This window comes from Salegentibacter mishustinae, assembly GCF_002900095.1.
In the GTDB taxonomy this organism is placed as follows: domain Bacteria; phylum Bacteroidota; class Bacteroidia; order Flavobacteriales; family Flavobacteriaceae; genus Salegentibacter; species Salegentibacter mishustinae.
The window spans coordinates 71,784-97,843 of the sequence record NZ_LLKN01000002.1; the positions used below are offsets into that span (position 1 = coordinate 71,784).

At 36.8% G+C, this 26,060-nt stretch carries 19 protein-coding genes and 2 pseudogenes; 8 read left to right on the plus strand and 13 right to left on the minus strand.

The genetic code is table 11. The features are described from left to right. Positions 1–88 precede the first annotated feature (88 nt). Positions 89–1,336: an LVIVD repeat-containing protein gene (locus APB85_RS03255; protein ID WP_057482969.1), complete on the minus strand. Its 1,248-nt coding sequence runs from the start codon at positions 1,334–1,336 to the stop codon at positions 89–91. A gap of 142 nt (positions 1,337–1,478) precedes the next feature. Here APB85_RS03255 and miaB point away from each other — a divergent pair, with 142 nt between their 5' ends. The 7 genes from miaB to groL all read left to right on the plus strand — a co-directional run bounded on the left by miaB (position 1,479) and on the right by groL (position 8,166). Beyond that, positions 1,479–2,924 (plus strand): tRNA (N6-isopentenyl adenosine(37)-C2)-methylthiotransferase MiaB, encoded by a 1,446-nt coding sequence (gene miaB, locus APB85_RS03260; protein WP_057482968.1) that lies wholly within the window; start codon positions 1,479–1,481, stop codon positions 2,922–2,924. Between the two features lie 61 nt (positions 2,925–2,985). Beyond that, positions 2,986–4,266, plus strand: a complete 1,281-nt coding sequence (locus APB85_RS03265; protein ID WP_057482967.1) for a sigma-54 interaction domain-containing protein — start codon at positions 2,986–2,988, stop codon at positions 4,264–4,266. Positions 4,267–4,283: 17 nt separating this feature from the next. Beyond that, the gene (locus APB85_RS03270; protein ID WP_057482966.1) at positions 4,284–4,787 is read left to right on the plus strand and encodes an LptE family protein; all 504 of its coding nucleotides are present in this window, start codon (positions 4,284–4,286) and stop codon (positions 4,785–4,787) included. A 2-nt stretch (positions 4,788–4,789) separates the two neighbouring features. Then, positions 4,790–5,665 carry a hypothetical protein gene (locus tag APB85_RS03275; protein ID WP_057482965.1) on the plus strand — a complete coding sequence of 292 codons (876 nt, stop codon included), beginning with the start codon at positions 4,790–4,792 and terminating at the stop codon, positions 5,663–5,665. Further along, positions 5,662–6,006 carry a preprotein translocase subunit SecG gene (gene secG, locus APB85_RS03280; protein WP_103294411.1) on the plus strand — a complete coding sequence of 115 codons (345 nt, stop codon included), beginning with the start codon at positions 5,662–5,664 and terminating at the stop codon, positions 6,004–6,006. The genes APB85_RS03275 and secG overlap by 4 nt, the downstream gene beginning before the upstream one ends. A gap of 152 nt (positions 6,007–6,158) precedes the next feature. After that, entirely contained in the window at positions 6,159–6,434 is a 276-nt protein-coding gene (locus tag APB85_RS03285; protein ID WP_057482963.1) for a co-chaperone GroES, read from the plus strand. A 91-nt stretch (positions 6,435–6,525) separates the two neighbouring features. Then, positions 6,526–8,166, plus strand: coding sequence for a chaperonin GroEL (gene groL, locus APB85_RS03290; protein ID WP_057482962.1), 1,641 nt, complete (start codon positions 6,526–6,528; stop codon positions 8,164–8,166). A 107-nt stretch (positions 8,167–8,273) separates the two neighbouring features. Here groL and APB85_RS03295 read toward each other — a convergent pair whose 3' ends face one another. The 9 genes and pseudogenes from APB85_RS03295 to APB85_RS03335 form a co-directional block, all read right to left on the minus strand. After that, positions 8,274–8,900, minus strand: coding sequence for a copper homeostasis protein CutC (locus APB85_RS03295; protein WP_057482961.1), 627 nt, complete (start codon positions 8,898–8,900; stop codon positions 8,274–8,276). 9 nt (positions 8,901–8,909) lie between these two features. Beyond that, the gene (locus APB85_RS03300) at positions 8,910–9,365 is read right to left on the minus strand and encodes an SRPBCC domain-containing protein (RefSeq protein WP_057482960.1); all 456 of its coding nucleotides are present in this window, start codon (positions 9,363–9,365) and stop codon (positions 8,910–8,912) included. A gap of 247 nt (positions 9,366–9,612) precedes the next feature. Continuing rightward, entirely contained in the window at positions 9,613–10,107 is a 495-nt protein-coding gene (locus tag APB85_RS03305; RefSeq protein ID WP_057482959.1) for a hypothetical protein, read from the minus strand. A 233-nt stretch (positions 10,108–10,340) separates the two neighbouring features. After that, on the minus strand, positions 10,341–12,986 hold the full coding sequence (locus APB85_RS03310) for a carboxypeptidase-like regulatory domain-containing protein (RefSeq protein WP_063870606.1): 2,646 nt from the start codon (positions 12,984–12,986) through the stop codon (positions 10,341–10,343). A 37-nt stretch (positions 12,987–13,023) separates the two neighbouring features. After that, positions 13,024–13,818, minus strand: a pseudogene (locus tag APB85_RS03315) (GLPGLI family protein). Continuing rightward, on the minus strand, positions 13,815–14,615 hold the full coding sequence (locus tag APB85_RS03320) for a GLPGLI family protein (RefSeq protein WP_057482958.1): 801 nt from the start codon (positions 14,613–14,615) through the stop codon (positions 13,815–13,817). Before APB85_RS03320 ends, APB85_RS03315 begins: the two are co-directional and overlap by 4 nt. 8 nt (positions 14,616–14,623) lie before the next feature. Then, the gene (locus APB85_RS03325; RefSeq protein WP_057482957.1) at positions 14,624–15,421 is read right to left on the minus strand and encodes a GLPGLI family protein; all 798 of its coding nucleotides are present in this window, start codon (positions 15,419–15,421) and stop codon (positions 14,624–14,626) included. Positions 15,422–15,429: 8 nt separating this feature from the next. After that, the gene (locus tag APB85_RS03330) at positions 15,430–16,257 is read right to left on the minus strand and encodes a GLPGLI family protein (protein ID WP_057482956.1); all 828 of its coding nucleotides are present in this window, start codon (positions 16,255–16,257) and stop codon (positions 15,430–15,432) included. Positions 16,258–16,267: 10 nt separating this feature from the next. Beyond that, a complete protein-coding gene (locus APB85_RS03335; protein ID WP_057482955.1) occupies positions 16,268–17,110 on the minus strand; it encodes a GLPGLI family protein in 843 nt (280 codons plus the stop codon). A gap of 190 nt (positions 17,111–17,300) precedes the next feature. Here APB85_RS03335 and APB85_RS03340 point away from each other — a divergent pair. Then, positions 17,301–18,770, plus strand: a pseudogene (locus APB85_RS03340) (SLC13 family permease). A 50-nt stretch (positions 18,771–18,820) separates the two neighbouring features. Here APB85_RS03340 and APB85_RS03345 read toward each other — a convergent pair. The 3 genes from APB85_RS03345 to APB85_RS03355 form a co-directional block, all read right to left on the minus strand. Then, positions 18,821–20,521: a SusD/RagB family nutrient-binding outer membrane lipoprotein gene (locus APB85_RS03345; protein ID WP_057482954.1), complete on the minus strand. Its 1,701-nt coding sequence runs from the start codon at positions 20,519–20,521 to the stop codon at positions 18,821–18,823. An 11-nt stretch (positions 20,522–20,532) separates the two neighbouring features. Beyond that, on the minus strand, positions 20,533–23,622 hold the full coding sequence (locus APB85_RS03350) for a SusC/RagA family TonB-linked outer membrane protein (RefSeq protein ID WP_057482953.1): 3,090 nt from the start codon (positions 23,620–23,622) through the stop codon (positions 20,533–20,535). Positions 23,623–23,818: 196 nt separating this feature from the next. After that, on the minus strand, positions 23,819–26,056 hold the full coding sequence (locus APB85_RS03355) for a GH92 family glycosyl hydrolase (RefSeq protein WP_057482952.1): 2,238 nt from the start codon (positions 26,054–26,056) through the stop codon (positions 23,819–23,821). Positions 26,057–26,060 lie beyond the last annotated feature (4 nt).

Sequence of the window (26,060 nt, forward strand, 5' to 3'; positions counted from 1 at the left end):
CTTCCCGAATAAAAATTATTTTATCTGGAATTTATAAAAAAGCCCCGCGATCTTGCGGGGCATCCTTAAAAAACCAAACAAAATAAAATCAATTGAGGCTAAAAGAACTTAGTAAATTGATCTCATTACCCTTATAAGTATATTGGAAAAGTGTATTATCCCCAACCATTAAGAGCACTTCCTCTAAAGGTATGACGTCATAGGTGTTAATGTCCTGAAAGTGATCTGTTAGTTCCAGGTTGGGGGTATTTTTTGTATCATATATTTTTAAACCGGCGGTACCGTCGCAAACAAACAACCAATCGTCTTTCACGCCCAATCCGTATGGATTTTCCATATCATAAGATTTCATTAATTGTGGATTAGACTTATCGGCTACATCTATTACATCAAGTTGGCTCCACTCCTGCCCGCAAGCATTTCCACCACGAATGGTTACATAAGCGATATCATCTTTCACCACCACGGGATCACAACCTAAAATATGGCTAAACATAGATTTAAATTGTGGTGCAGCCGGATCTTCTAAACTATAGATATACATTCCGGTAGAACTTCCAAGGTACAAATGGTTCTCTTTATAAAAAATGGTTTCTATATCTCTTCCCACCCATTCGCTTTTTATCAACTCCGGATTTCTTAAGCCGGCAATATTGAAAACCGATAATTGATTTTCATCTACTATATATAAATAATCCTCGTTAATATTAAAACGTGCCAAAGAACCTCCGGTTCCCGAGCCACCAGCCGAGTTTGCGTCTGAATTACTAAAGAATGCATCTCCCCAAACTGCTTCATTGGCCATTTCAATCTTTCGGGTTTCCATCAGATAACCCATCACAACATCGGTTTCACTATTAAAATTATCGCTATCTACAAAAGTTGCATTTGCAGGAATACGGCTGTTATGATTTGGAAAAACGTTTTTCATTCTCCCTTCCTCCTTAATATTATTCATATCGCTAAGATCGAAAACCACGAGATCCATAGCCGAATTTGCGAACAGCATATTATCTTTTACCGCGATATCTGTATTCAGCGGAATTTCAAGAAATTTAATTTTCACAGGATTTCTATGATCGGTATTGTCTATAATATGAACTCCTTTCTGATCATCATTTATAAAAACATAGTCTCCATAGGTGTAGATCTTCCCTGCTTCTGTAATGGCTCTTGGTTCAGATATCTTCACCATGGCCCTAAATTCTTCAATAGGCTTTACAATAGGAACCGCCACATTATAAAATTCTCCTCCAGCATCATCTTTTTCGCAAGAAGTAAATAGAGCCATTAAAGCCAGAAGCAGCAGCGTAATAATACAGTAGAAAAATCTCATAATAATCGGGTTGGTTTCTATATAGATGCAGCAAAGACGAAAAGGTTGCGTAAGAAAATTAAAAAAATTGCTGTCACTTTGTCAGAAGTTCGTTTTACCCTTATCTTTGCATTTCTTAATCCTGAAAAGGAAACTTTGAATTATGGAGAAGACAATAGACGAGAAAAAACAGGGAAACACTCTGGTAATGGAACCTAAGCAGGAAAACAACCGTAAACTTTTTATTGAAAGTTACGGGTGTGCGATGAATTTTAGCGACAGTGAAATTGTTGCTTCAATCCTTGCTAAAGAAGGTTTTAATACCACGCAAAAACTTGAAGAAGCAGATCTTGTTTTAGTAAACACCTGTTCTATTAGAGAAAAAGCCGAACAAACCGTTCGTAAAAGACTTGAAAAATACAATGCAGTAAAAAAAATAAACCCGGGAATGAAGGTGGGCGTTTTAGGTTGCATGGCCGAGCGTTTAAAAGAGAAATTTCTGGAAGAAGAAAAAATAGTAGATCTTGTAGTTGGGCCAGATGCCTATAAAGATCTACCTAATCTTATAAACGAAGTTGAAGCAGGTCGGGATGCTATAAATGTGCTTCTTTCTAAAGAAGAAACCTATGGTGATGTTTCTCCCGTGCGCCTACAAACCAATGGAGTTTCAGCCTTTGTTTCTATAACCCGTGGTTGCGATAATATGTGCACCTTTTGCGTGGTGCCTTTTACTCGAGGAAGAGAAAGAAGTCGCGATCCACAAAGTATTGTAGAAGAAGTAAACGAACTTTGGGAAAAAGGATTTAAGGAAATTACACTTTTAGGCCAAAACGTAGATAGTTATTTATGGTATGGCGGCGGACTCAAAAAAGATTTTAAAAATGCCTCTGAAATCCAAAAGGCTACGGCTACCGATTTCTCCTCACTTTTAAAACTTGTTGCTGAAGCACAACCTAAAATGAGAATTAGGTTCTCTACTTCAAACCCTCAGGACATGACTTTAGAGGTAATTGAAGTTGTGGCCGCTTATCCCAATATCTGCAAGCATATTCATTTACCAGTTCAAAGCGGGAGCGACAGGATCTTAAAAGAGATGAACAGGCTGCATACCCGGGAAGAATATTTTAAACTTATAGACTATATAAGAGAATTAATGCCCGAATGCTCTATCTCCCAGGATTTGATAGTTGGTTTTCCAACTGAAACCGAAGAAGATCACAAGGATACTTTATCATTAATGGAATATGTGAAGTATGACTTTGGCTATATGTATGCATATTCTGAAAGGCCCGGCACCATGGCTGCACGTAAACTGGAAGATGATGTTCCTGCAGAAACAAAACAACGTAGGTTGGCTGAAATAGTAAAACTGCAACGGGAACATAACCACTTTAGAACACAACGATTCCTTGGCGATACCGTAGAGGTCTTAATAGAACGAGAATCAAAAAAATCAAGCGAACACTGGAGCGGCCGTACTACACAAAATACGGTAGCTGTTTTTCCTAAGGAAAATTATAAAGTTGGGGATTTTGTAAACGTAAAAATAAACGATTGTACCAGTGCTACCCTAATAGGCGAAGCGGTTGGCTATAGTGAAAATAACTAAAAATATCAGTTATTTCCAGACAAGTATAAATTTAGCCTCACGGAAATAACAGCATTTATATATGGAATCAATTCAGGCAGTAAAACAGCGGTTTGGAATAATTGGCGACGATCAACGCCTTAACCGCGCTATAGAAAAAGCAATCCAGGTTGCGCCTACAGATATTTCGGTATTGGTAACCGGGGAAAGTGGGGTTGGTAAAGAAAGTATTCCAAAAATAATCCACTCACTTTCTCATAGAAAACACGGAAAATACATCGCAGTTAACTGTGGTGCAATTCCCGAAGGAACTATAGATTCTGAACTTTTTGGTCACGAGAAGGGCGCCTTTACCGGCGCTACCCAAACCCGTAGCGGTTATTTTGAAGTTGCCGATGGCGGGACTATTTTTTTAGATGAAGTTGGAGAATTACCGCTTCCCACACAGGTTAGATTACTGCGTGTTTTGGAAAACGGGGAATTTATAAAAGTAGGTTCTTCTAAAGTGCAAAAATCTGATGTTCGCATTATCGCAGCTACCAACATTAATATGCAGGAATCTATTAAAAAGGAGCGCTTCCGCGAAGATCTTTATTATAGATTAAGCACGGTAGAAATCAACCTTCCACCTTTGCGCGATCGTAAAGACGATATTCATTTATTATTTAGAAAATTTGCATCAGATTTCGCGCTGAAATATAAAATGCCCACCATTAAGCTTCAGGACGATGCGGTTAGTTTATTACAAAAATACCGTTGGGGCGGGAATATTCGGCAGTTAAGAAATATTGCCGAACAAATTTCGGTCTTAGAGCAGGAACGCATCATAGGCCCGGAACGTTTAAAAGAGTATTTACCCGATATTGGTAGTAATTTACCCGCTGTAATCGCCGATAAAAAGAAAGAAAGCGATTTTAGTAATGAGCGTGAAATTCTCTATAAGGTGCTTTTTGATATGAAAAGCGATCTTACCGATCTAAAGAAACTCACCCTAAAGTTAATGGAAAGCGGGAACACGCAGAAGGTTCAGGATGAGAATGAAAGTCTTATTCAAAAAATTTATGGTGACAATGAAGATGGCGAAGACGTAGACGCTGAAGAATTGGATGCACTTAGCAACGAAAACCTGGAGGTGCTTCAAATTCCACAAAACAGTCCGAAATCTGAACTTAACAGGGAAAAAGATAAATATTATTTTGCTGAAGAGATCGAAGAAGAGGAAACCCTTTCTTTACAGGATAAAGAATTAGAGCTTATCAAGAAATCTTTAGAAAGGCATAGTGGAAAACGCAAAGCTGCTGCCGAAGAATTAGGCATAAGTGAACGCACACTTTATAGAAAAATAAAACAATACAACCTGTAATTTTAGTCCCCTACTTTATGAAAAAATCTGCTTTTCTTTTATCCCTTGTACTTATGTTATGCACACAATCTTGCGGGATTTATTCTTTTACCGGTGCCGATACCGGAGAGGCTGAATCATTTCAGGTAAATTTCTTTCAAAACCAGGCCGATTTGGTTGAACCTGGGATAGATAGAACTTTCACCCTGCAATTACAGGATCTTATTCAAAATCAAACCAGTTTAAGCCTGGCAAACAATAACGCCGATCTAATTTTTGAAGGAGAGATCATCGACTTTTACGTAGCTCCAATTACCGCAACCTCCGAGAATACCGCTGCACAAAACCGACTCACTATTGCGGTAAATGTTAGGTATTACAATACCCTGGAACCGGAAAAAGATTTTGAAAGACGATTTTCTTTTTATTACGATTATCCTGCCAACGCACAGCTGGTTGGAGGCACCCTGGAAACCGCGGTAAATGAAATTTACGATCGTCTTACTCAAGATATTTTTAATGCCGCTTTAACCGATTGGTAATTATGGAAGCAACCGAATTCATAAAATTGCTAAAACAACCGGCCGGAATTACCGCCAGCCAAACCACTGCATTAGAAAAGATAATTCAGGAGGCTCCGTATTTTCAAGCGGCTCGAGCAGTTAGGCTTAAAGGTTTAAAGGAGCACCAGGAATTCAGTTACAACAGCGCACTCAAGAAAACCGCTGCCTATACCACAAATAGAAGCGTACTCTTCGATTTTATAACTTCTGAAGAGTTTAATCAGAACAAGATTGCAAGACAAATCCAGGATCAGGAAGAGCAATTGCGAAATATTACCGTTTTTGAACCCGAAGAGGTTTTTGCCAAACGAAGTATGGCTATAGACGAAGCCATTAAAATGCAGCAATCGGAATCGGAACAGGTGATGGATCCTGAGCTGTTTTCAGAAAAACAAAAGGAAGCCGAAGTTCAAAAAGAACCTGGTACAGAAAAAGACGATTTGAAGTTAGGAGAACCTTTAGAATTTGATGCTTCAGAATCACATTCTTTTTCAGAATGGTTAAGACTTACATCGGCCCAACCTATAAAAAGAGAAAATCAGGAAGAGAAAGAATCTCAAAAAGATGAGCTTCAGCATAAAAAGTTTGAACTTATTGATAAGTTTATATCCAAAAGCCCTAAAATAAAACCCGGTAAACCCAGCAATAAATCCAACCTGGCAGAAGTAAGCACAACCCCGCCGGAGTCGTTAATGACAGAGACTTTAGCCCGTGTTTATTTGGAACAAAAAAATTATAAAAAAGCTATTCAGGCATATAAAATATTAATTTTGAAAAATCCCGAAAAAAGTGGTTTCTTTGCTGACCAAATTCGGGCAATCGAAAAATTACAAGAAAATAATACAAAGCAAGAATGAGCACATTCACGATTTTTTTAGCATTAATAGTTATTGTAGCCTTTTTACTGGTAGTAGTAATTATGGTACAGAATCCTAAAGGCGGTGGTTTATCTTCCTCTTTTGGTGGTAGCGGACAACAAGTAGGTGGAGTTAAGAAGACCGGAGACTTTTTAGATAAAAGTACCTGGACCTTAGCAACGCTTTTATTAGTCCTTATTTTACTTTCTAATGTAACAATTATGGATGATGCTGGTTACGGCGAATCAAGGGTTTTTGACGAAGAAGCAATGCCTGAGAACACCGCTACTCCACCAGCACAAATGCTAGGACAAACATCAGAATCTGACAGCGCTCAATAAACGCTTCATTCTTTATAAAATATACAAATGCCAGCTTATGACAAGCTGGCATTTTTTGTTGGTAATTGGCAGTAAAAACGGGGTGGCATAATTTTAGAAATAAGTCTAACCGCTTATTTAAAGATTAATTAACCTAAATAAATTTATAAAAAATGGGACTAAACATTAAACCGCTCTCAGACAGAGTTCTTATTGAACCTGAAGCTGCCGAAACCAAAACGGCATCTGGAATTTACATTCCCGAAACAGCTAAAGAAAAACCACAACGAGGAAAAGTTGTAGCTGTAGGTAAAGGAAATAAAGACCACGATATGACTGTGAAAGTTGGTGATACTGTACTTTACGGAAAATACTCCGGTACAGAACTAAAACTTGAGGGCACAGACTATCTAATGATGAGAGAAGACGATATTCTTGCAATAGTATAAGACTTCTTTTCCCCGTTCCCGGGGAAATTTTCAAAATAAAATATTAATAATACAATTTCCGCATTCGCGGAAATGACAAAATTAACTAACAATGGCAAAAGATATAAAGTTTGACATTCAAGCCCGTGACGGAATTAAGCGCGGTGTAGATGCATTGGCAAATGCCGTAAAAGTAACTTTAGGTCCTAAAGGACGTAATGTAGTAATAAGCAAATCTTTTGGTGCACCAACCGTAACTAAAGATGGTGTTACTGTAGCAAAAGAGATCGAACTTGAAGACCCACTAGAAAATATGGGTGCTCAAATGGTTAAGGAAGTTGCTTCTAAAACCAACGATCTTGCGGGAGACGGTACTACTACCGCCACTGTACTTGCCCAGGCAATCGTAAAAGAAGGCCTTAAAAACGTTGCAGCTGGCGCAAGCCCAATGGACCTTAAAAGAGGTATAGATAAAGCTGTAACTGCAATCACTAAAGATTTAGAGAAACAAACTAAAGAAGTTGGTGATTCTTCAGAAAAAATAAAGCAGGTTGCTTCTATTTCGGCCAATAACGATGAGCACATTGGTGATCTTATCGCCAAGGCTTTCGGTAAAGTTGGAAAAGAAGGTGTAATTACCGTAGAAGAAGCTAAAGGTACCGAGACTCACGTTGAAGTCGTTGAAGGTATGCAATTTGACCGTGGTTATCTTTCTCCATATTTCGTAACGAATTCAGAGAAAATGACTGCAGATCTTGAAGATCCGTACATTTTATTGTTCGACAAAAAGATCTCTTCTATGAAAGATTTGCTTCCTGTTCTTGAGCCGGTAGCACAATCTGGAAAGCCACTTTTAATTATTGCTGAAGATGTAGACGGCGAAGCCCTTGCTACATTAGTGGTAAACAAACTACGTGGTTCTCTTAAAATCGCTGCTGTTAAAGCTCCAGGATTTGGAGATCGTAGAAAAGCAATGTTAGAAGATATCGCTATCCTAACCGGTGGTACTGTTATTTCTGAAGAAAGAGGATTCTCATTAGAAAACGCCACTATCGATATGTTAGGTACCGCTGAAAAAGTAGCTATCGATAAAGATAATACTACTATCGTAAATGGTGCTGGTGATAACAAGCAGATCGAAGAACGTGTAAACCAGATCAAAGCTCAGATCGAAACCACTACTTCAGATTATGATAAAGAAAAACTTCAGGAGCGTTTGGCTAAGTTAGCTGGCGGTGTTGCCGTACTTTATGTAGGTGCAGCTTCAGAAGTTGAAATGAAAGAGAAGAAAGACCGTGTAGATGATGCCCTTCATGCAACCCGTGCGGCTGTAGAAGAAGGAATTGTTGCCGGTGGTGGTGTTGCTCTTGTAAGAGCTCAAGCCGTTCTTGCTAAATTAAAAGCTGAAAATGACGATGAGGCTACAGGAATTCAGATAGTGGTTAGAGCTATTGAATCTCCACTTAGAACTATCGTAGAAAATGCTGGTGGTGAAGCTTCTGTAGTAATCAATAAAGTTCTTGAAGGCAAGAAAGAATTTGGTTACGATGCGAAAACCGACACATTTGTAGATATGATGAAAGCCGGAATTATAGATCCTAAGAAGGTAACAAGAGTTGCGCTTGAAAACGCTGCTTCTGTTGCCGGAATGATCTTAACTACCGAATGTGCCCTTGTTGATCTTCCAGAAGACGACAAAGGTGGCGGAGGTATGCCAGGCGGAATGGGCGGCGGAATGCCCGGAATGATGTAATGGCCCGGCCATAACAAATATTAAAAACCCGTTTCTTTATTGAAACGGGTTTTTCTTTTTCCAGAAACTTAAAAAGCCGGATTTATTAATTTCTTGTAGAAAAATAATTATTCTAATCCCGAAACAATTCTTTTGCCGTGGTACGCCTTAGCATTGATTTCCCTGTGTAATTCTTCTAGATTTGTTGTGGTGATTTTTCCAGCACAAATCACTTCCATATCACCGGCCAGAGCTATTATATTTTTAAGCTTCTGAATACCTTCAGAGGCGGTATTTTCACCTCCTGAAGTAAGAATTCCATTTACAACACCTAAGTCTCTTAAAGATTTCACAGATTCTAAAATAGCCGGAGTTTCATCAATGGCTTTATGAAAGACAAATTTCATAGGTTTTCCTATTTCCGCAAGTTTTTCAACGGCATCAATATTTATTGTTTTATCTTCTTTTAAAATTCCTAATACCACGCCATTTACACCGGCTTCTTTACAAAAGGCTATATCACTAGCCATCTGCTTAATTTCAGCATTATTATACACGAAATCACCAGCCCGGGGTCTAATCATAACGCGGATCGGAATATTTAAATGGGATTTAGCCGAAAGGATCAATTCTCTGGAAGGTGTTAAACCTTCTGCATCTAAATCTGCACAGAGCTCGATGCGATCAGCTCCATTTTCTTCAGCAACCAAAGCTTGTTCTATGCTTTCTACGCAGGCTTCTCTTATATAAGTCATTACATTATATTAGCTTTTCTTCATAAAATCAAAGCCACCTTTCCTAAGATTGATCCCAAATTCCAAATAAGCCTTTAAACAGGCAAGGAAATTTGCCCAACCTTCGGTATTTCCACCAAACCATTGGATGCCCATCTCATCTGCTTTCATCTTGCCTTCTTGTATCCTTACTAGCGTACTGGTTTTAGAAACTTCGGTAAGGCTAATTTCAACCAGTAAGATTTTATCTTTCGCTCCTTCCCATTCAAAAGAAATGAATTCACCAGGAACTAGTTTTAGAACATTTACCGGCGCATATTCTTCAAATTCCGGAAATTTCCAGCTTATAGATTTCCCCTCTTCCATCATTCCGGAGCTTTCGGCAATAAAATAATTTTTCATTTGCTCAGAATCTATAATCGCTTCATAAACTTCAGCTTTCGATTTTGCGATTTGCAGGGCCGTTTTAATTTCTAACATCTTCATAAGTTGAAATTTACTTAAATCTAAAACAGAAATTCCAAACCTCACAGGTTTTTGAAACCTGTGAGGAGAGCGATAGATAGCTTAAGAATTATTCTCCTTCTATTTCAATTAATTTTTTCGGAATAAATAACACGAATTTAAAGTCAAACCAAGATTACTAAAAAATAAAATTTTTCATATCTATAACTAACTAATTCTACTTGTCTTACTTAATATACACCCGTTAAGAATGATTATTTAGAGTTAATTATATCTCTAAAATAACCAAAAAATTAAGCTCTGATGATACTTCACTTATTTCTAAAGTTTCTTTCTTATAGCTAGCGACAACAGGTGTATAATAATCTGTACCACATATTGTTCTTGATTGTTCTGTTTCAAATTGAACATTAATTGTTTCTTCTATATCATCTAAATAAATAGTGTATTCGTATGTTGATCTATGTGGCACCGTAAACATAAGCGAGTTATCCAGCACTCTAATTTCAGCATCAGGGTTTGCAAATTCATTTCCTGGAATAAATTGAAAAGTAATAAGTTCTTCTGAATAATCAGCTTCTACCCTGATATTATCTGGATCAATAGTCCCATTTTCAAATAGATTAGTGCCTGCGGTATCAACTATCCTGAGATGCAAAGAAGCTACCGCCATATCTAAAATACAGTCATCTCCTTCATCGTCGTTATTCGAACAACTGGAAAATAAGAGACCAATTAAAATAAGCGTAATGATTTTTTTCATAATTCAGTATTTATAAAAAATTAATATTATTGGTTCTATTTATTAGATGCACTTTCTCTAAATGGTTGCGTCAAATGGCATACAATTTTATTATACTACTCCTTTCAAGTAGCATTTAAAGTATAACAGTTATTTTGTGGTAATTAAAAACTAAACCATAAACTACTAAAGAAATACAAAACTTATAATTCGCTCAGGCTTAGATTTTGAAATATATCCAGAAGGATGCTTAGTTAAAGACTGAATTTTAGCGTTGCTAAAACCTGCGAAGGCCGCAACTGATAACTGCTCTGCACATAATAATATTGACTGTTATATGCATTTATAAAAGTATCTGTATTCAAAATATTTCGCCAGCTTAAATTCAAGTCCATTTTGGGCTTTTTAAAAGTAAACTGATAGCCCAGGTTTACAAAATAATTATCCCCATTTTTAGAAAGTGAATTCCCATAATATTCTCCACTCAAACTCAAATATTGATTATCCTTAGGATAAAAATAAAGCTCCATAATATGCTGATGGGTTTCTATTTTTTGAAAATTGTTCCCTTCAAAACCCGAAGTATAAGTTGAGAAATTACCTGAATAATTCGCAATTAGCCAACTCCAAATATCGGTTTCCAAACTTCCTCGTAGATTCAAATTTTGCGTATTTACCTCGGCCAGCGTATTATTTAAAAGCTGTTGCCGCTTTGATAAATTATATGAAGCATTTAGTTTAAGTGTTGTTTTTAGTTCCCTAAAGTATTTGCTTCCGCCGGCTTTGAAACTATGATTATCAAAACTATTATTGCGAGCCACAGCTTCTAAAATTGTTGTTCCATTTTCACCAATATTAGAACTGTACAATAGGTTATTTTCAGAATACGCATACGAGTAAGACGCATTTAAAAATAATTGCTTTAACGGATTTCGATAACGTACGCCTCCGCTATAATTTTGTTTTTGTTCTTCGGAAATTGGTGCATTATAGCGATTTAAATTCCGGTAGCCTTTCAGTAAAAATCCGTAATATAATTGCTGAATTTCACCAAAATTATAACTAAATCTTGCTGAAGCATTTGCTTCCCAAAAAGCTGAAATTTTCTTTCTTACATAAAAATTAGGTTCAAAAATCAAACGATCCAGATTTCTGCTATCCTCAAAATTATCATCTTCAAGGTTAAAGCTTTTAAATTCAAGTGGTGTACTTAAACGCAAATTCCAGGTTTCATCCTTACTTTCAAACCTGAAAGCGTTTTTAAAATACACCGAAGATTGTAGAAATTCGGTTCGGTTTTTAAAATTCACATCCAAAACTTCGTCATCTTCATTAAGAAAAACATCGCTATCTAGCTGCTGATGCTGAAATGAAAATCCAAATTTTGGAGTGATAGTGAATTTCCCCAGTGCTTTTGTGAATCCAGCAGAATTATCGGTATAAATTTTTCTGGTTGATACCAATTGCTGAATTTCCCCATATGGATCGCCATCATTAAAAATAGCTTCAAAATGTCCCGGCTGCACCATAAGATCCTGATTATTTTCTGTAAAACCAGTATTCGAATTAAAAGTGATTAATTGTTTACCCACGGTCCTAAGCAAACGCAGATCGTTTTTAATTCCGAAGAAAGGATTATCCAGCTGCTGCTTTATTTTTGTATCAGGACGATCTATAACACCTCGTGCAGCATTCCAAAATCCGTTAAATTCCAATTGATTTTTCAGGTAATTTTTATCTGCATTATTTTCCAGGGTTAGTTTCCCCTGAAGTGTACTCACATAAAGATGGTTGTTTGTATTCTCGATCACATCAATCGTATCTGTAGGTGTAAAATAGCGGGTTTGTGTACTCCCATCCTGTTGCTGGTAATCATTTAGATAAGAGATATTCAGTTTTAGATCTATATTCTCTTTTATACGCTGTAAAATATTTGCAGAACCCAAATGCACATTATTATCCAACCAGCGTTCCTGAGAAAAAGGCGGCTCTGAAATGTTCTGAATCGAAAGCCAATCGGTTTTATCGATCGTAAACTGATCGCCCAAAAAATTAATCGAAAAATCACGAATCTCCCGGGAAACATCACTACCGGTATTATTACTTTGATAAGTAAAGATCGCCTGTTGTTTTTTAGTAAAAATCATGGGCGTTACATTTGCTTGCCAAAGCAGAGGCGCTGCACCAATCCCGGCGGTGGCCGTTCCGCTATACGTAATATCTTTTTTAAGCTTGATATTTATGGAAGCGCGCTCTGAAAATTCCAAACTATCCAAAACTTTTACCGGCTGGTGATTTTCCAGGATCTCTACTTTAGAAACCGCCTCGGCAGACAGGTTATCATTCGCCAGATTATAACGCCCTTCCAACAAATCTAAACCTTCGATATAATATTTCTGAATAGGCTCATCTCTATAAAAAATCTGTCCGTTTGGCCGAATATCGATACCCGGTATTTTTTTTAGAACATCAGCGATCACACGGTCATTTTTTCCTTTAAAGGCTGCTACTGAAAAACTAAGCGTATCGCCACGTTGCTGCAAAATTTCAGATTTTACGAGCACCTCTTTTAAAGATTCTGAAGAAGGTGAAAGCTTAACTTCAAGTGTCTGTGATTTATTCTGAATCGTTTTTTTAAACGTACCAAAACCTATATATGAAACTTTTAAAAATAGGGAATCACTCTCATTTTTGACAGCTATTTTGAATTTTCCATTCGCATCTGAAATACCATAAGCTAGTATTGGAGAAACAGAATCTTTACTCACCATCACCGTTGCCCCACTCAGTTTCTCATCTTGATCGTCTAGAACCTGTCCCGAGATTTCTTTTTGAGAATAACCTACAGAAATGATAAATATCGATATGAGGAATAGGAAAATCTGTCTAAAATGATCCAATTGATTATTTTTTTTGATTGATGATGATTTATTATGGCTAAAGCTCGATTGGATTATTTCGTCTTTTATATTTTTCGCTTAGTTCTTTTCTTGTTTTAGTTTCATCTTCTTCGCTCCATCCGAATTTTATGCCTGCCTTTTGCATGGTGCCAATAGGATCGCGATTATAATCGTCCCGAACCTGATCAAGTTCTTGCTGAGAAACAGTTTTGTAATTGTCTAGATTCAATAGTTTATCTACCGGATTTGCTAATTCCTGAAATGCCGTTAAACTAAAATGATAATGATTTTTTAGGTCTGAAATCTCTAAAATGAGTCCCGGCAAACCACTAAATTTATAAGGCCCATCAGAGAATGGTAATTCTGGCGCAAACCACGCGATATAATTTCTACCTGCAAAATTACCTGTGGCTTTCTGAACGCTAAAGCCTAAAATTTCTTTATTCTATGGCTGAATTTCCCATTCAATCTGTTTTAGATCCTGTTTATATTTTAATTCATATTGAAAAACCTTTTCGGCTAAAATAAGTTCGTTCTCCTGATAATCTTTATAGATGGTATATTTAAAATCGGTCATTTGATTATACTCATCCATTCTCATGACTACAGGATTTGTCATATTTTCTAAAGAATCTTTAATTGCTTTACCCAGGCTGGAATATCGTGATTGCTCCTCACTTAAATAAAGTACACCCGTTTCATATTTTAGGGAGTTTTCATCTGTTGAATCCTCCTGGAATTCGAGTTGGTAGGTAGCTTTATAGGAATATTGATCCTGTGCCTGCAAATTTCCTAAACTAAGGAAAAGCATAGCGATTATAAGACTTCTCATTTTTGTAGTTCTATTTGGTTATTCCTTTTCGCAAAACTTTCTTTAAACGCTTCGGCATATTTTTTCTTGGTTTCTGCAGAGATGGTTATATTATCGGGGATTGGAGCATATCCCCATGGATCCTCCATATATCGTTTCCAAACTTTATATAATTCAGTTTTATTGGTTTCAGCGTATTGGTTGAGATTGATCTTGTATTTAAGTTTTGGACTGAGTTTTTCCAGACCGAAAAATTCAAATACATAATGCTGCTGGGTATCTTCCAGCTCCAAAATTAAACCCGGCAAACCACTAAACTTATAAGGCCCGTCTGAAATTGGAATTTCTGAAGTAAACCAGGCTATATAATCCCTTCCGGCAAAAGAAGTTTTAGCTTTCTGAACCTCAAAATCTTTAATTTTCTTTTTCTCCGGTAGAATCTCCCATTCAAATTGATTCATTTCCTGGGTGTAGTAAAATTGATCACGTGAAATAGTTCTCGTGAAAAACAGCTTATTTTCAAGCCTATGCTTTAAAATAACATATTGAAAATCTGTAACTGCTTCCCGGGAAGTATGAGCAGTATTTCCTTTTCTAACAATAGGATTAGCCAGGGTTTTTGCCCGACTGGAAAACTTTGAAAGATCATCTCCTGTAAATAAGAGCATATATTCAGATTTGGATTCATCCAGGTTGGTAGAATCCAATTTATAAGTGAGTTTGTAAATTACTTTGTACTCAAATTTATCGCTGAGTTTTTGAGCACTACAAATTGATGTAAACAAAATAAGTAGAAATATCAAGTAGGCTTGTTTCATAGTTTAAATTATTTCAGTTCGAGTCGATTATTCTTGCTTTCTTCTATTTCGGTAAAAATGCGCTTGTATTCTTTATGCACCTCGGAATTCATGTCTGCTGCCTGACCAGCGTAAGTCATAGGATCGCTTTTATATTGTTTCCATAGGTCCTGTAATTCATTTCTTTCGGTTTCAGCATACATTTTAAGGTTCGTTTTATAGGAAATCTTTGGTGATAATTCCTCTAAACCGAAAAACTCAAAGTTCCAGTGTTTTTCTGTATCAGCAATTTCCAAAATAAGTCCGGGTAAGCCGTTAAATTTATAAGGGCCTTCTGAAATCGGTATCTCTGGAGTAAACCACGCAATATAATCTCGCCCTTTAAATGAAGTTTTAGCTTTCTGAACTTTATAATCTTTGATCGACTTAGTTACGGGCAAGATTTCCCATTCAAATTGATCTAATTTTTCTGAATAATAGAAACGATCGTTCATTTTTGGAATTTTGAGGGTATAAAAAATCTTCCCAGTTTCTGGCTCTTTTATAATTTGATAATGAAATTCACTTACCACCTGGGGAGATGTACTACCACTATTCCCACTAATTTCGTAAGTTTTTGAAAGGGTCACCGCCCGACTGGAAAATTTGGAAAGCTCGTCTCCGGCAAACAGGATCATATACTCCGATTTCGATTCATCCAGATTGGTAGAGTCTAACTTATAAGTGAGTTTGTAAGTTACCTTATATTCAAATTTATCGCTGAGTTTTTGGGCACTGCAGATTGCTGTAAACAATATAAGTAGAAATGTCAAGCAGGCTTGTTGCATAATTTAGGCTACTCTAATTCTATAGGGTTGTTTTCTTTTTTTAATTCTTCGCGATGTTCCCTTAATAATTTCTCTTTTTGACCGGGCTGAAAACCCATTGTAATTCCAGAATTTTCCATTTTTATAAAGGGATTTTCAGCATACTCCTGTTTTATTTGCAGGAATCGTTCTCTACTAACCTCCAAATAATCTTCTGGATCAAACTCTATAAAAATTTCATCGTTCAATTCTTTGAAACCGTTGAGTTTAAAAGTGTAATAATCGTCATTATCTGAAATTTCCAGGATTAGGCCCGGTAAGCCACGAAATTTATATGGCCCTTCTGAAATAGGTATCTCAGTAGTAAACCAAGCTGTATAATCCCTTCCCGAAAAACTTGCTTTTGCCCTTTGTGCCACAAAACCGGCTACTTCTTTAGTCTCGTGCAAAATTTCCCAATTCAAATCATCAATATCCTGTGTATACCGGTAATTATCCTTAATAATTTTCTCTGTAAAAGAAACCTGTGCTGAGTTCTGTCTCTTGAAAACATAAAAATTTAATGCCGACATTGGCATTTTGGATCTCATTTCATTAAAACTTTGTTGGGTTCGTTCGCGATCTTTATAAGCCTCTTTTATAGAATCTGCTATGTATTGACCTTCGCTAGAAAATCGCGAAATCTTATCACCAATAAACAATACCATAGTTTCATTCTGGATAGACTCAGAATTTGTTGAATCTATTTGCCAGGTAAGGTCGTAGGTAGCTTTATATTTAAATTTATCTGTTAATTCCTGGGCAGGAACTAGCGAGCTTATTAATAGAAATATAAAGGGAATATAAAATTGTTTCATAAATTGAATGTTATTCCAGCTCTATGGGGTTGTTTCTCTTTTCAAGCTTTTCTTTGTTTTCGCGCAAAAGTTTTTCTTTTTCGCCGGGTTGAAATCCAAAAGTTATATTTTTTTCGGGAGTATTATTTCGTTCTACAACTGCGAATGGATCTAACTTATATTCCTTAATACTTTCTAAAATTTCCTTTTTATCACTTTTTATAAAATGAGAAACTTTAAGCTCCACGCTAGCAGGATTTTTGAACTTTTCGAAACTTTTTAGTTTATAATTATAATGATTTTGAACGTCGCTAATTTCAAGAATAAGGCCCGGCAATCCGTTAAACTTGTAAGGTCCTTCTGAAATAGGAATTTCTGAAGTAAACCAGGCAATATAATTTCTTCCGGCAAAAGTGGTAGTCGCCTTTTGTGACTGATAGCCTTCTATCAGCTTATTCTCCGGCAAAATCTCCCAACTAAATTGGTTCAGGTCTTCTTCGTACCTCAGGTTATCCCTAAGAATTTTATAAGAATAAGATATTTTTTCTTCCGGAAAACCTTTATAAATCACCGATTCAAACTCGGTTTTCGTTCTTTTAGCACGCTCTTCAAAATCCATACTTCCAATATCTCTTCCCTGTAAATTCATTTTCAAAGAATCACTCATCGTACGCCCCCGGCTGGCAAAAATTGAAACCTTATTGCCCAGAAATAAGTTAAAATCTTCGGTTTTTAATTCATTAATATCCGTAGAATCGGGAGCATAAGTTAACTCGTAAATAGCTTTGTATTTAATTTGATCTTCGATCTCTTTGTTCTGTGCAAAAGCGGAAGAAAAAACAAGGCTAAAAATAATCAAAAGGAAAGTTTGCATTAGTGATGATATATTAAGAATTAGATTGAAATGATGAATAATTCTTCAATATTAAGAATATATTTATCCTAATAAAAATTTTAACTAAATAAATAGTAGCCTAACTATAAAAAAAGTTGTTTCTATATTTAAAGAATTACCGGGCTTTATTAAATTTGATATCTTGGTAGCTCCTTGAGAACCTTATCTAATGAATAAATTTTTAAGAGCTTTAATTTTAATAGCGGGGCCATTATTATTTTTTATACTTCAAATACTGGGCGCGCCAAAATCTATGCCCCCGGCAGCTTTTGATATTCTTTGTATTACCATTTGGATGGCGCTCTGGTGGGTGACCGAGGTAATCCCAATTTCGGTTACCGCTTTATTGCCCATTGTTATGTTTCCCTTAACCGGCGCTTTAGATATTGAAGCCACCACCGCTGCTTTTGGTCATAAATACGTGTTTTTATACCTGGGCGGATTCGTTCTAGCCGTAGCTATAGAAAAATGGGATTTACACCGAAGAATTGCGCTAAACATCATTAACCTCATTGGAAGCAAGATAAAATTCATCATCCTTGGTTTTATGATTGCCACCGCATTCCTTTCTATGTGGATCTCAAATACCGCAACATCGGTTATGATGCTTCCTATTGGCACCGCGATAATAAGTCAGTTAAAAAACAATCCATTTAGCAACGAAAATGAACCTATGGTCTTTGGGAAAGCATTAATGCTCGCTATAGCCTATAGTGCTTCAATTGGTGGAATTGGAACGTTAATAGGAACACCGCCAAACCTGGTTTTTGCCGGAATAGTTGAAGAATTATACGGCATCGAGATCAGTTTTTTGAAATGGGCAATGTTAGGGATTCCGATCTCGGTTTTCCTGTTGTTTATTTGTTGGAAATACCTTACCAGTTTTGCTTTTAAATTTGATAAAGCTGAATTCCCCGGCGGGAAAGCCGAAATTAATAAACTACTGAAGTCTTTAGGAAAAATAAGCATGCAGGAAAAGAGGGTGCTCGTTATCTTCGGTTGCACCGCTTTTCTTTGGATCACAAGATCTTTTTTAATTCAGCCTTTTCTTCCTTTTATAGATGATACTATAATAGCTATTGTTGCGGCGATCGCACTCTTTATTGTCCCATCGGGAAAAGAAACGAAACCTTTATTAAACTGGGAAGAAGCCGTGAAAATTCCCTGTTGAATCATCTTACTTTTTGGCGGCGGAATGGCTCTTGCAAAAGGTTTTAGTGAAACAGGTTTAGCGGTTTGGATAGGCGAACAACTCACTTACTTACAAAACCTGCCTTTATTCCTATTAATATTAATTCTTGTCGCTGCCGTTAATTTTCTAACCGAAGTAACCTCTAATCTCGCCACCACGGCAATGCTACTTCCAATTTTAGCGCCTATGGCTTTGGCAATGGGCCTTCACCCTTATTTATTATTAATAAGCGCTACACTGGCCGCATCCTGCGCTTTTATGTTGCCGGTAGCAACGCCACCAAACGCGGTGGTTTTTGGTTCGGGTTATTTAAAAATACCAGATATGATAAAAACGGGCTTATGGATGAACCTTTTTTCTATTCTTTTAATAAGTATTTTGGTGTATTTCTTTTTACCCAGCATCTGGGGTTTTAAGGTGAATGAGATTCCAGAACTTTTCGCATAAAAAAAGAGGGAAGTTATTTCCCTCTTTTTTCATTCAATTAAATATTCAGGCTAATTCTGTGCCCACCATAATTCAGTTCCCTGTTCGTCTGGTCCCTGTTCCTGTATGGCCGCTTCAACATTTGCTCCGTTTGTATTGTACTCCTGGTTTCCATACCTCATTCGTTGAGGATATTCACCGTTAAGAGTTCCTGCTGCGTAGATATCGTAATCTGATACTCCATTAGCTAATTCAACAGGATATCCTGTATCTCTTACTACGGCCCATGCTTCAAAACCATCTGTATAAGATACAATCCATCTTTGGATAGCGATTTTCTCTAAATTTTCTTCATCGGTTCCGTTTAGTTGAGCCATTTCTTCATTAGCAATAAAGGCTTCAATCTCACTGTCCTCAACTCTCCAAATTTTCATCGCCTGTCTTATTCCTTCCTGGTATAATGCCTGAGCGTCACCAGAACTAAGACCTTTTACGATAGCCTCAGCTTGTAAAAAGTTTCCTTCGGCTGCAGTGAAAACCACTTCGGGGAAAATTTCCAGTCCCTGGTTTTTTGGATTATTAACCCAATCTGCAGGTTCAGAAAACAAGTCGTTCTTAACGTGAGGATAAATTTCTGGATTCAGCCTTGAAGGTTGCCCAACATAGTAATCCTGGTCCTGCGGTACAGAAATTGTAAATTCATCTCCAGAACCGTTTCTTGTATACGGCACTCCAGCATTATCAAGTTCTCCTAAAATAAATTCTACGTGCTTATCAAAGAGGCTTGCTCCAGACCCTTCAGCTGGTTTTGTAAAGGTGAATTCCCCACCAATAATAGGTTTGGCGTAACGTGATAATCGTGGATCATTATTATCTCTAAGATAGTCAATAAGGGTTTTCCCAACATTCCAGTGAGATCCTATTCCACCGAAGTTATGCCAAACATCTCCATAAGCTGCATTTCCAAATTGGTCTATTTCGGTATCTTTCTCCATTAATGCATTATCCATCTCTGTGCTTAAAAGCGGAGCCTGCAAAGCTTCAGAAATAGCTGTTTCAGCAAAATCTGCTCCTGGTGCACCTTGCGCTCTTAGAGCCATTCTTAACTTCAATGTGTTTGCCAGTTTTTTCCATTGCTGAAGATCTCCGTTAAAGAACAAATCGTTTTCAGCGAGAAGCTCAATACCATCACCAGTTACGGTTTGATCTCCAATAATCTCCATCGCCTGGTCTAACTCAGCAATTACTCCGCGATAAATTTCAGATTGACTATCTAATTTAGGTGTAATAATGTCTGGATCCAAAGCTTCTGAATAAGGTACCATTCCAAAAGTATCTGTATACATTTGATAGTATAGACCTTTCATTACCAGACCAAGTGCGTAAAAATTCTGATTTTCTAAGTCTCCGCCTTCACCTACAAAGTTCTGGTAAACACTTAAGTTACTAACATACCCGGCTATCCAATCGTAAGTGGCATCAGTATATCCAGCACTGTAAGCATAACCAAGAGAACCGGTCCACCAGCATCCATTATAACCAAAAGTGAATTGACCTGCATACCTATCGGCATGAATTAAATGCGCTCTCCAATATGGAAAACGATTAGGTGCATAAAGTTCTATTTGAATTCCAGTAAGAAAGTATTTTGCACTCACTTCTTCAGATCCAAATGCATCGGGTCTTGTGTTGATCTCCTCGAAATCGGAACATCCGGCAAGTAAAAAAACCAACAACAAGCTTGTGCCAATTGTCTTTAAAATTCCTTTCATAATTATTTTTATTAAAATTTAATATTAATATTTAAACCAAGACTACGAATAGTTGGTGCATTGTTTAGAGAAATTCCCTGTCCTGAAAGTCCTGTTCCAATAGAAGCATCAGGATCAATATCATCGGCTTCTTTATAGATAAAGAATAAATTTCTACCAATTAAACCAACTGAGGCAGAAGTTAAACCTATATTGCTTATAGACTCCCCTGGTAACCTGTAAGTTAACGCAAATTCTCTTAATCTCACGTTGGTTTGATCATAAACATAGTTAGAGGTGATATTTGAATAACTACCCCAGTATTGCTGTGCCGTTATTTGAACATCGTTTTGTTGTCCTGTTTCTTCATTAATAGCGTCTACGGTGATACCGCCATCTCTGTACTGAAGACTTCTTTCTGAAACACCGGCTCCATCAAGATAAGAAGAGGTTGCAGAATATATTTCTCCGCCAAATCTTCCATCTACAAGGAATCTTAAGTTCCAGTTCTTATAAGTAAAAGTATTAGTTAAGCCTCCAATAAAATCTGGTTGAGCATTTCCTAGTTTTTCTCTTTCATTAGAAGCTACCGGAAAGCCTTCGGCTGTCACAACTCGCTCTCCATTTTCGTTAGTTTTCCAGGTGGTACCATAAATATCACCAATTCCGCCACCTACTTCTGCTCTTACGGAAAGATCTCCCAAACTATTTAGAACGGTGTAATCTAAACCATCAATCAGCTCTACCAATTTGTTGTTATTTCTTGACATGTTGGCTGAAATATCCCATCTAAAGTTTTCATTTTGTACAGGTACACCACCAATCATAAGTTCAAATCCGTTGTTTTTCACCTCTCCAACATTCTCTTTAAAAAAGCTGTATCCAGTTGAAAAAGGCACAGGCACGTTAAAAATCATATCATTAGTTACGATCTCATAAATTGAAAAATCTCCATATAATCTGTTTTTGAACATATTAAATTCAACACCAAATTCAGTAGATTTTACACTCTCTGGTTTTAGGTCTGGATTTAGTTTCACGCTAGGACCTTCCAAAACAGTTAATCCTAAGTAACCCTGTTGTGGCACACTAAAGGTTTGGTATAACTGATACACTCCAGTATCGTTACCAACTTCTGCCCAACTAGCTCTTAGTTTAAGCATATCCAGAAAATTCTTATCTGGATCTATAAAACGGTTTACCAACAGGGAATAACTTACAGAAGGATAAAAGAAAGATCTATTATCTTCACTAAGGGTTGATGACCAGTCGTTTCTGGCAGTTAAATCTAAATACATGAAATCATCATAGGAAAAACTAAAAGATCCATATAATGAATTGATTTTTTTAACTCCTAATGGTGTATGTGTACTGGTTTGAACATTAGTATTATTTAAAAATGCTCGGGAAGGCAACCTAAATTGACTTCCTCTAACACTCATACCTTCAAAAGTACGTTTAGACAAACTACCTCCAACATTGGCCACCAGGTTTAGCTTTTCAGTAAGGTCTTTATTAGCTGTAAATAAGAAATCACTATTTATTTCTACGTTTTTACGACTGGTAAAATTCAAGCGGCCATCGTAAAAGAAATGATGTCCATAATCCTGAATATCCTCTGTTCTAACGTTGGTAACATCTCCCCCTATTCTAATAAAAGCAGAAAGCCAATCATTAAACTCATAATTTAATTTTGTGAAACCTAGAAAACGATCTCTACGCTCATCATTGGTATCCTGGTTTAGCATCCAGTATGGATTACCAAGACTTTTGTTCTGTCCTGCATAACTTATTGCCCCATATTCATCTGGAAACATTTCTGGATTAGACCATAAAGAAGGTTTATATCTTTTAAGGTCATCTATAGCAACATTTCTGGGCATCCTATAAACAAAAGCCAGCACACCCTCTGTACCTACATTCACTCTATTCTCAAGTTCCTGAGTAAAATAGGTGGCCTTACTATCTAATGTTAATTTATCAGATAAATCTATAACGCCTCTTAGGTTAAAGTTATGGCTATGAAGTTCAGAATTAGGAATAACCGAAGTTGTTTGGTTATTAGTATAAGAGAATCTTACACTATGGTTTTCACCACCCTGATCCATCGAGATGGTATTGATACTTTTAATTCCGTTTTCAAAGAAATTTTCTACATTATCTGGCTGTGCAGTATATGCTCTTTCTTCTCCCGTATAGTATAATTGTTGAGAACCATCTAAAAGTGGCCCCCAGGAACTAGAGCCAAAGTTTTCTAAATCTGCATAAACAGCACCATTAACGCCCTGCCCGTATTGATTTTGAAAATCTGGAAGAAACATGGTTTCTTCTATGGATACATTCGAATTGACCGAAATACCCAGGCCGGCACCTCTTGTACCTTTTTTAGTAGTAATTAAAATCACCCCACTCGCTGCTCTAGAACCATAAAGTGCAGCCGCGTTTGGACCCTTTAATACCGAAATTGATTCGATATCAGCAGGATTAATATCTGTAATCCCACCACCGGTAACGGTACTATTATAAATACTACCACCAGATTCATTTCCTGAAGCATCAATTGGAATACCATCTACCACAATCAAAGCCTGGTTGTTTCCGGTTAAGGTGTTATTACCACGAATAGTAATACGAGAACCAGAACCTACTCCACTGGCTTGATTAACTACCAAACCGGCAACTTTACCTACAAGCGAATTGGCAACATTATAATCTTTAACTGTATTTACTTCTTCAGAATCTAACTCGGTTACGGCATAACCAAGTGATTTTTTCTCCCTGGTTAAGCCCAGAGAAGTAACTACAACCTCATCTAAAGCTTCTGTATCTGGAGAGAGCTCTAAGTTTATTGTAGTTTGACCGTTTACAGGAACTTCCTGTTTCATAAATCCTACCATAGAAAAAACTAAAGTAGCATCCTCTTCAACCTCCAGGGAGTAATTTCCGTCAAAATCTGTAGAGGTTCCATTACTGGTTCCTTTTTCCAGTACAGTAACTCCCGGTAAAGGCATTCCGTTTTCAGAATCTGTTACTGTTCCGGTTACTGTTTGCTCCTGCGCAATCACGTTTTGATTAAATGAAAAAAACATTAATCCAAGCAGGAATAATAATTTTTTACCCATGTGTAATTAGTTTTGGTTAGAATTTTACGCCCTAATAGCGCATTTCGATTATAAATTTAAATAAATGTTAGAAATGTGTTAACCATTTCAGAAAGTTTTCGACAGATAACAAATTTGAACAGCTAAACAACTAACATAAACGAAAACGTTTAAGCTAAATTAACACTAAGTAACTGCGCTTAACTAAATTTTTTAATTAATTATCAACAGTAATTAAATTAATTTCTTTAGATTTTAGGAAATCATTATGATTTATAAAGAAATCTTCAAGGAGGAATGCCGGTGATTTATCGCTATTGCTAGTTTGCTCTGAAGATTGATAATTTATCATAACAGACTCATTATCATAGTACTTATTATTGAGATTAATCTTTATTTGTTCAAAAGTTGGTTTTGTAAATGTGTAAGTAGGTTGAGCAGGAGTTACAGGATAGAAACCCATCATTGAATATACTAACCATGCGCTCATAGTACCTGTATCATCGTTCCCTGGAAGACCCGCCGGGCTGTTCTTATAATATTGTTTAATAAGTTCGGTAACTTTTGCGGAAGTTTTATGTTCACTACCTTCGATATAATTATACAAATAAGGATAAAGAATATCGGGTTCATTGGCCATATCGTATTGATCTTCTTCAAATACTTTATCCAGTTTATTTTCAAAAATTTGGGAACCTCCCATAAGCTTCATTAAACCTTTAATATCGTGAGGTACCATAAATAAATACTGCCAGGCATTACCTTCTATATAACCAACATTCTTTTCAAAATTGGCTCCCGCAAGTGGATCAAAAGGTTTATACCATTTTCCATCACTGTATTTTGGCTGTAAAAATCCTGTTTCTGGGTTATAAAGTTCTTTATAAGATGTAGCACGCTTAGAAAAGGTTTTATAATCCTGCTTTTTCCCTAAACTTTTTGCTAATTGTGCTATAGCATAATCGGCAATATTATATTCCAGGGTTGTGGACACAGGCCCGGGAACTCCACTATCAACGCCTACATACCCGTTATCAATATACTGTTTAAGGCCAGGCCGTAAGGGATTGTTGACTGTATCAAGCGCACTTTTTAGCATGGCTTCATAAGCTTTTTCTACATCAAAACCGGTTAAACCACGTAAATATGTATCAGCTAAAACAACCGCTGCAGGGTCTCCAACCATGGTAAATGTTTCGGTTGAATTTAATTCCCATTTAGGCAACCAACCATTTTCATCATACATAGCTAACATAGACTTTACCATTTCCAATTGCTCATCCGGATACAACAAACTCATTAATTGATGGTAGTTTCTATAGGTATCCCAAAGTGAAAAAGTGGTATATCGCGTTCCTTCGGTTCTACCAATTTTACCAGTGGCTATTTCCGGATATTCTCCATTAAAATCATTTAGGATATTAGGGTGAATTTGGGTATGATATAATGCCGTGTAGAAAATAGTTTTATGGTCTTTACTTCCGCCTTCAACCTCTACAACTTTAAGCTTCTTATTCCAGGCTTCTTTTGTTTGTTCATAAACTTCTTTAAAAGATAAATCTCCAACCTCTTTTTCTAAATTTTCACGGGCATTTTCAATACTCACGTAAGAAATACCAATTTTGACTTCAACTTCCCGGGGCTCTTTGAAATCGTAAGCCATATAAGCTCCAATACTATCACCTATAACTTCCCGGGTAAAACCTTCTTTTACTCGAGTCTTTCCATTATAAGTCATCCACTTTGCTTCCTCGCCTTTATATTCATAAGGAGTTTTCCATATTCCAAACTCTTCTGCAGGTTCTGAAAATTTCACCACAAAATAAACAGGATAGGCTGCTTCCGCATTATTATAGCAAAAAGAACCCACAGTGCGCATTCCCTCAATTTCGGTAGGGGAAACAACATGAACCATGGACCCCTGCTCATTGGTAAGCCCTAAGCCTAAATTAAGTAAAATATTAGCTTTCCCTGCCGGAAAAGAATACCTGGAAACACCAACTCTTGTACTCGCAGTGGCTTCTGCTTTCACCTTATATTTATCGAGTTCAACTGAATAGTAACCGGCTTTTGCTGTTTCCTCAGAATAAGTACTTCCATATTTTAAATGATCTGTTTCCAATTCCCCGGTAGTGGGCATCGCAATGATTACTCCAAGATCTGGGCAACCTACCCCACTCATATTCACATGTGAAAAACCGGTTAGGAATTTATTTTCATATACATACGGGTTAGACAACCACTGACTATCCTTTTCTAAAGGATTAAGATCTATTCTTCCGGCAACATTAAACGGGGAAATACTTGCCATCCCTCGTGGAGCAATTGCTCCCGGATTAGTAGCTCCATAATTGGAGGTCCCTATAAATGGATTTACGTAATCTACCGGAGCTTTTTGTGCTGATATAAACCCAAAAACTAAAAAAGCCAGCAAAGGTAAATAAACATTTTTCATAAGT

Bases quoted from the DNA above. Each gene is read 5' to 3' on its own strand.
- APB85_RS03255 (WP_057482969.1), bottom strand. From the start codon at position 1,336: ATGAGATTTTTCTACTGTATTATTACGCTGCTGCTTCTGGCTTTAATG.
- miaB (WP_057482968.1), top strand. From the start codon at position 1,479: ATGGAGAAGACAATAGACGAGAAAAAACAGGGAAACACTCTGGTAATG.
- APB85_RS03265 (WP_057482967.1), top strand. From the start codon at position 2,986: ATGGAATCAATTCAGGCAGTAAAACAGCGGTTTGGAATAATTGGCGAC.
- APB85_RS03270 (WP_057482966.1), top strand. From the start codon at position 4,284: ATGAAAAAATCTGCTTTTCTTTTATCCCTTGTACTTATGTTATGCACA.
- APB85_RS03275 (WP_057482965.1), top strand. From the start codon at position 4,790: ATGGAAGCAACCGAATTCATAAAATTGCTAAAACAACCGGCCGGAATT.
- secG (WP_103294411.1), top strand. From the start codon at position 5,662: ATGAGCACATTCACGATTTTTTTAGCATTAATAGTTATTGTAGCCTTT.
- APB85_RS03285 (WP_057482963.1), top strand. From the start codon at position 6,159: ATGGGACTAAACATTAAACCGCTCTCAGACAGAGTTCTTATTGAACCT.
- groL (WP_057482962.1), top strand. From the start codon at position 6,526: ATGGCAAAAGATATAAAGTTTGACATTCAAGCCCGTGACGGAATTAAG.
- APB85_RS03295 (WP_057482961.1), bottom strand. From the start codon at position 8,900: ATGACTTATATAAGAGAAGCCTGCGTAGAAAGCATAGAACAAGCTTTG.
- APB85_RS03300 (WP_057482960.1), bottom strand. From the start codon at position 9,365: ATGAAGATGTTAGAAATTAAAACGGCCCTGCAAATCGCAAAATCGAAA.
- APB85_RS03305 (WP_057482959.1), bottom strand. From the start codon at position 10,107: ATGAAAAAAATCATTACGCTTATTTTAATTGGTCTCTTATTTTCCAGT.
- APB85_RS03320 (WP_057482958.1), bottom strand. From the start codon at position 14,615: ATGAAACAAGCCTACTTGATATTTCTACTTATTTTGTTTACATCAATT.
- APB85_RS03325 (WP_057482957.1), bottom strand. From the start codon at position 15,421: ATGCAACAAGCCTGCTTGACATTTCTACTTATATTGTTTACAGCAATC.
- APB85_RS03330 (WP_057482956.1), bottom strand. From the start codon at position 16,257: ATGAAACAATTTTATATTCCCTTTATATTTCTATTAATAAGCTCGCTA.
- APB85_RS03335 (WP_057482955.1), bottom strand. From the start codon at position 17,110: ATGCAAACTTTCCTTTTGATTATTTTTAGCCTTGTTTTTTCTTCCGCT.
- APB85_RS03345 (WP_057482954.1), bottom strand. From the start codon at position 20,521: ATGAAAGGAATTTTAAAGACAATTGGCACAAGCTTGTTGTTGGTTTTT.
- APB85_RS03350 (WP_057482953.1), bottom strand. From the start codon at position 23,622: ATGGGTAAAAAATTATTATTCCTGCTTGGATTAATGTTTTTTTCATTT.
- APB85_RS03355 (WP_057482952.1), bottom strand. From the start codon at position 26,056: ATGAAAAATGTTTATTTACCTTTGCTGGCTTTTTTAGTTTTTGGGTTT.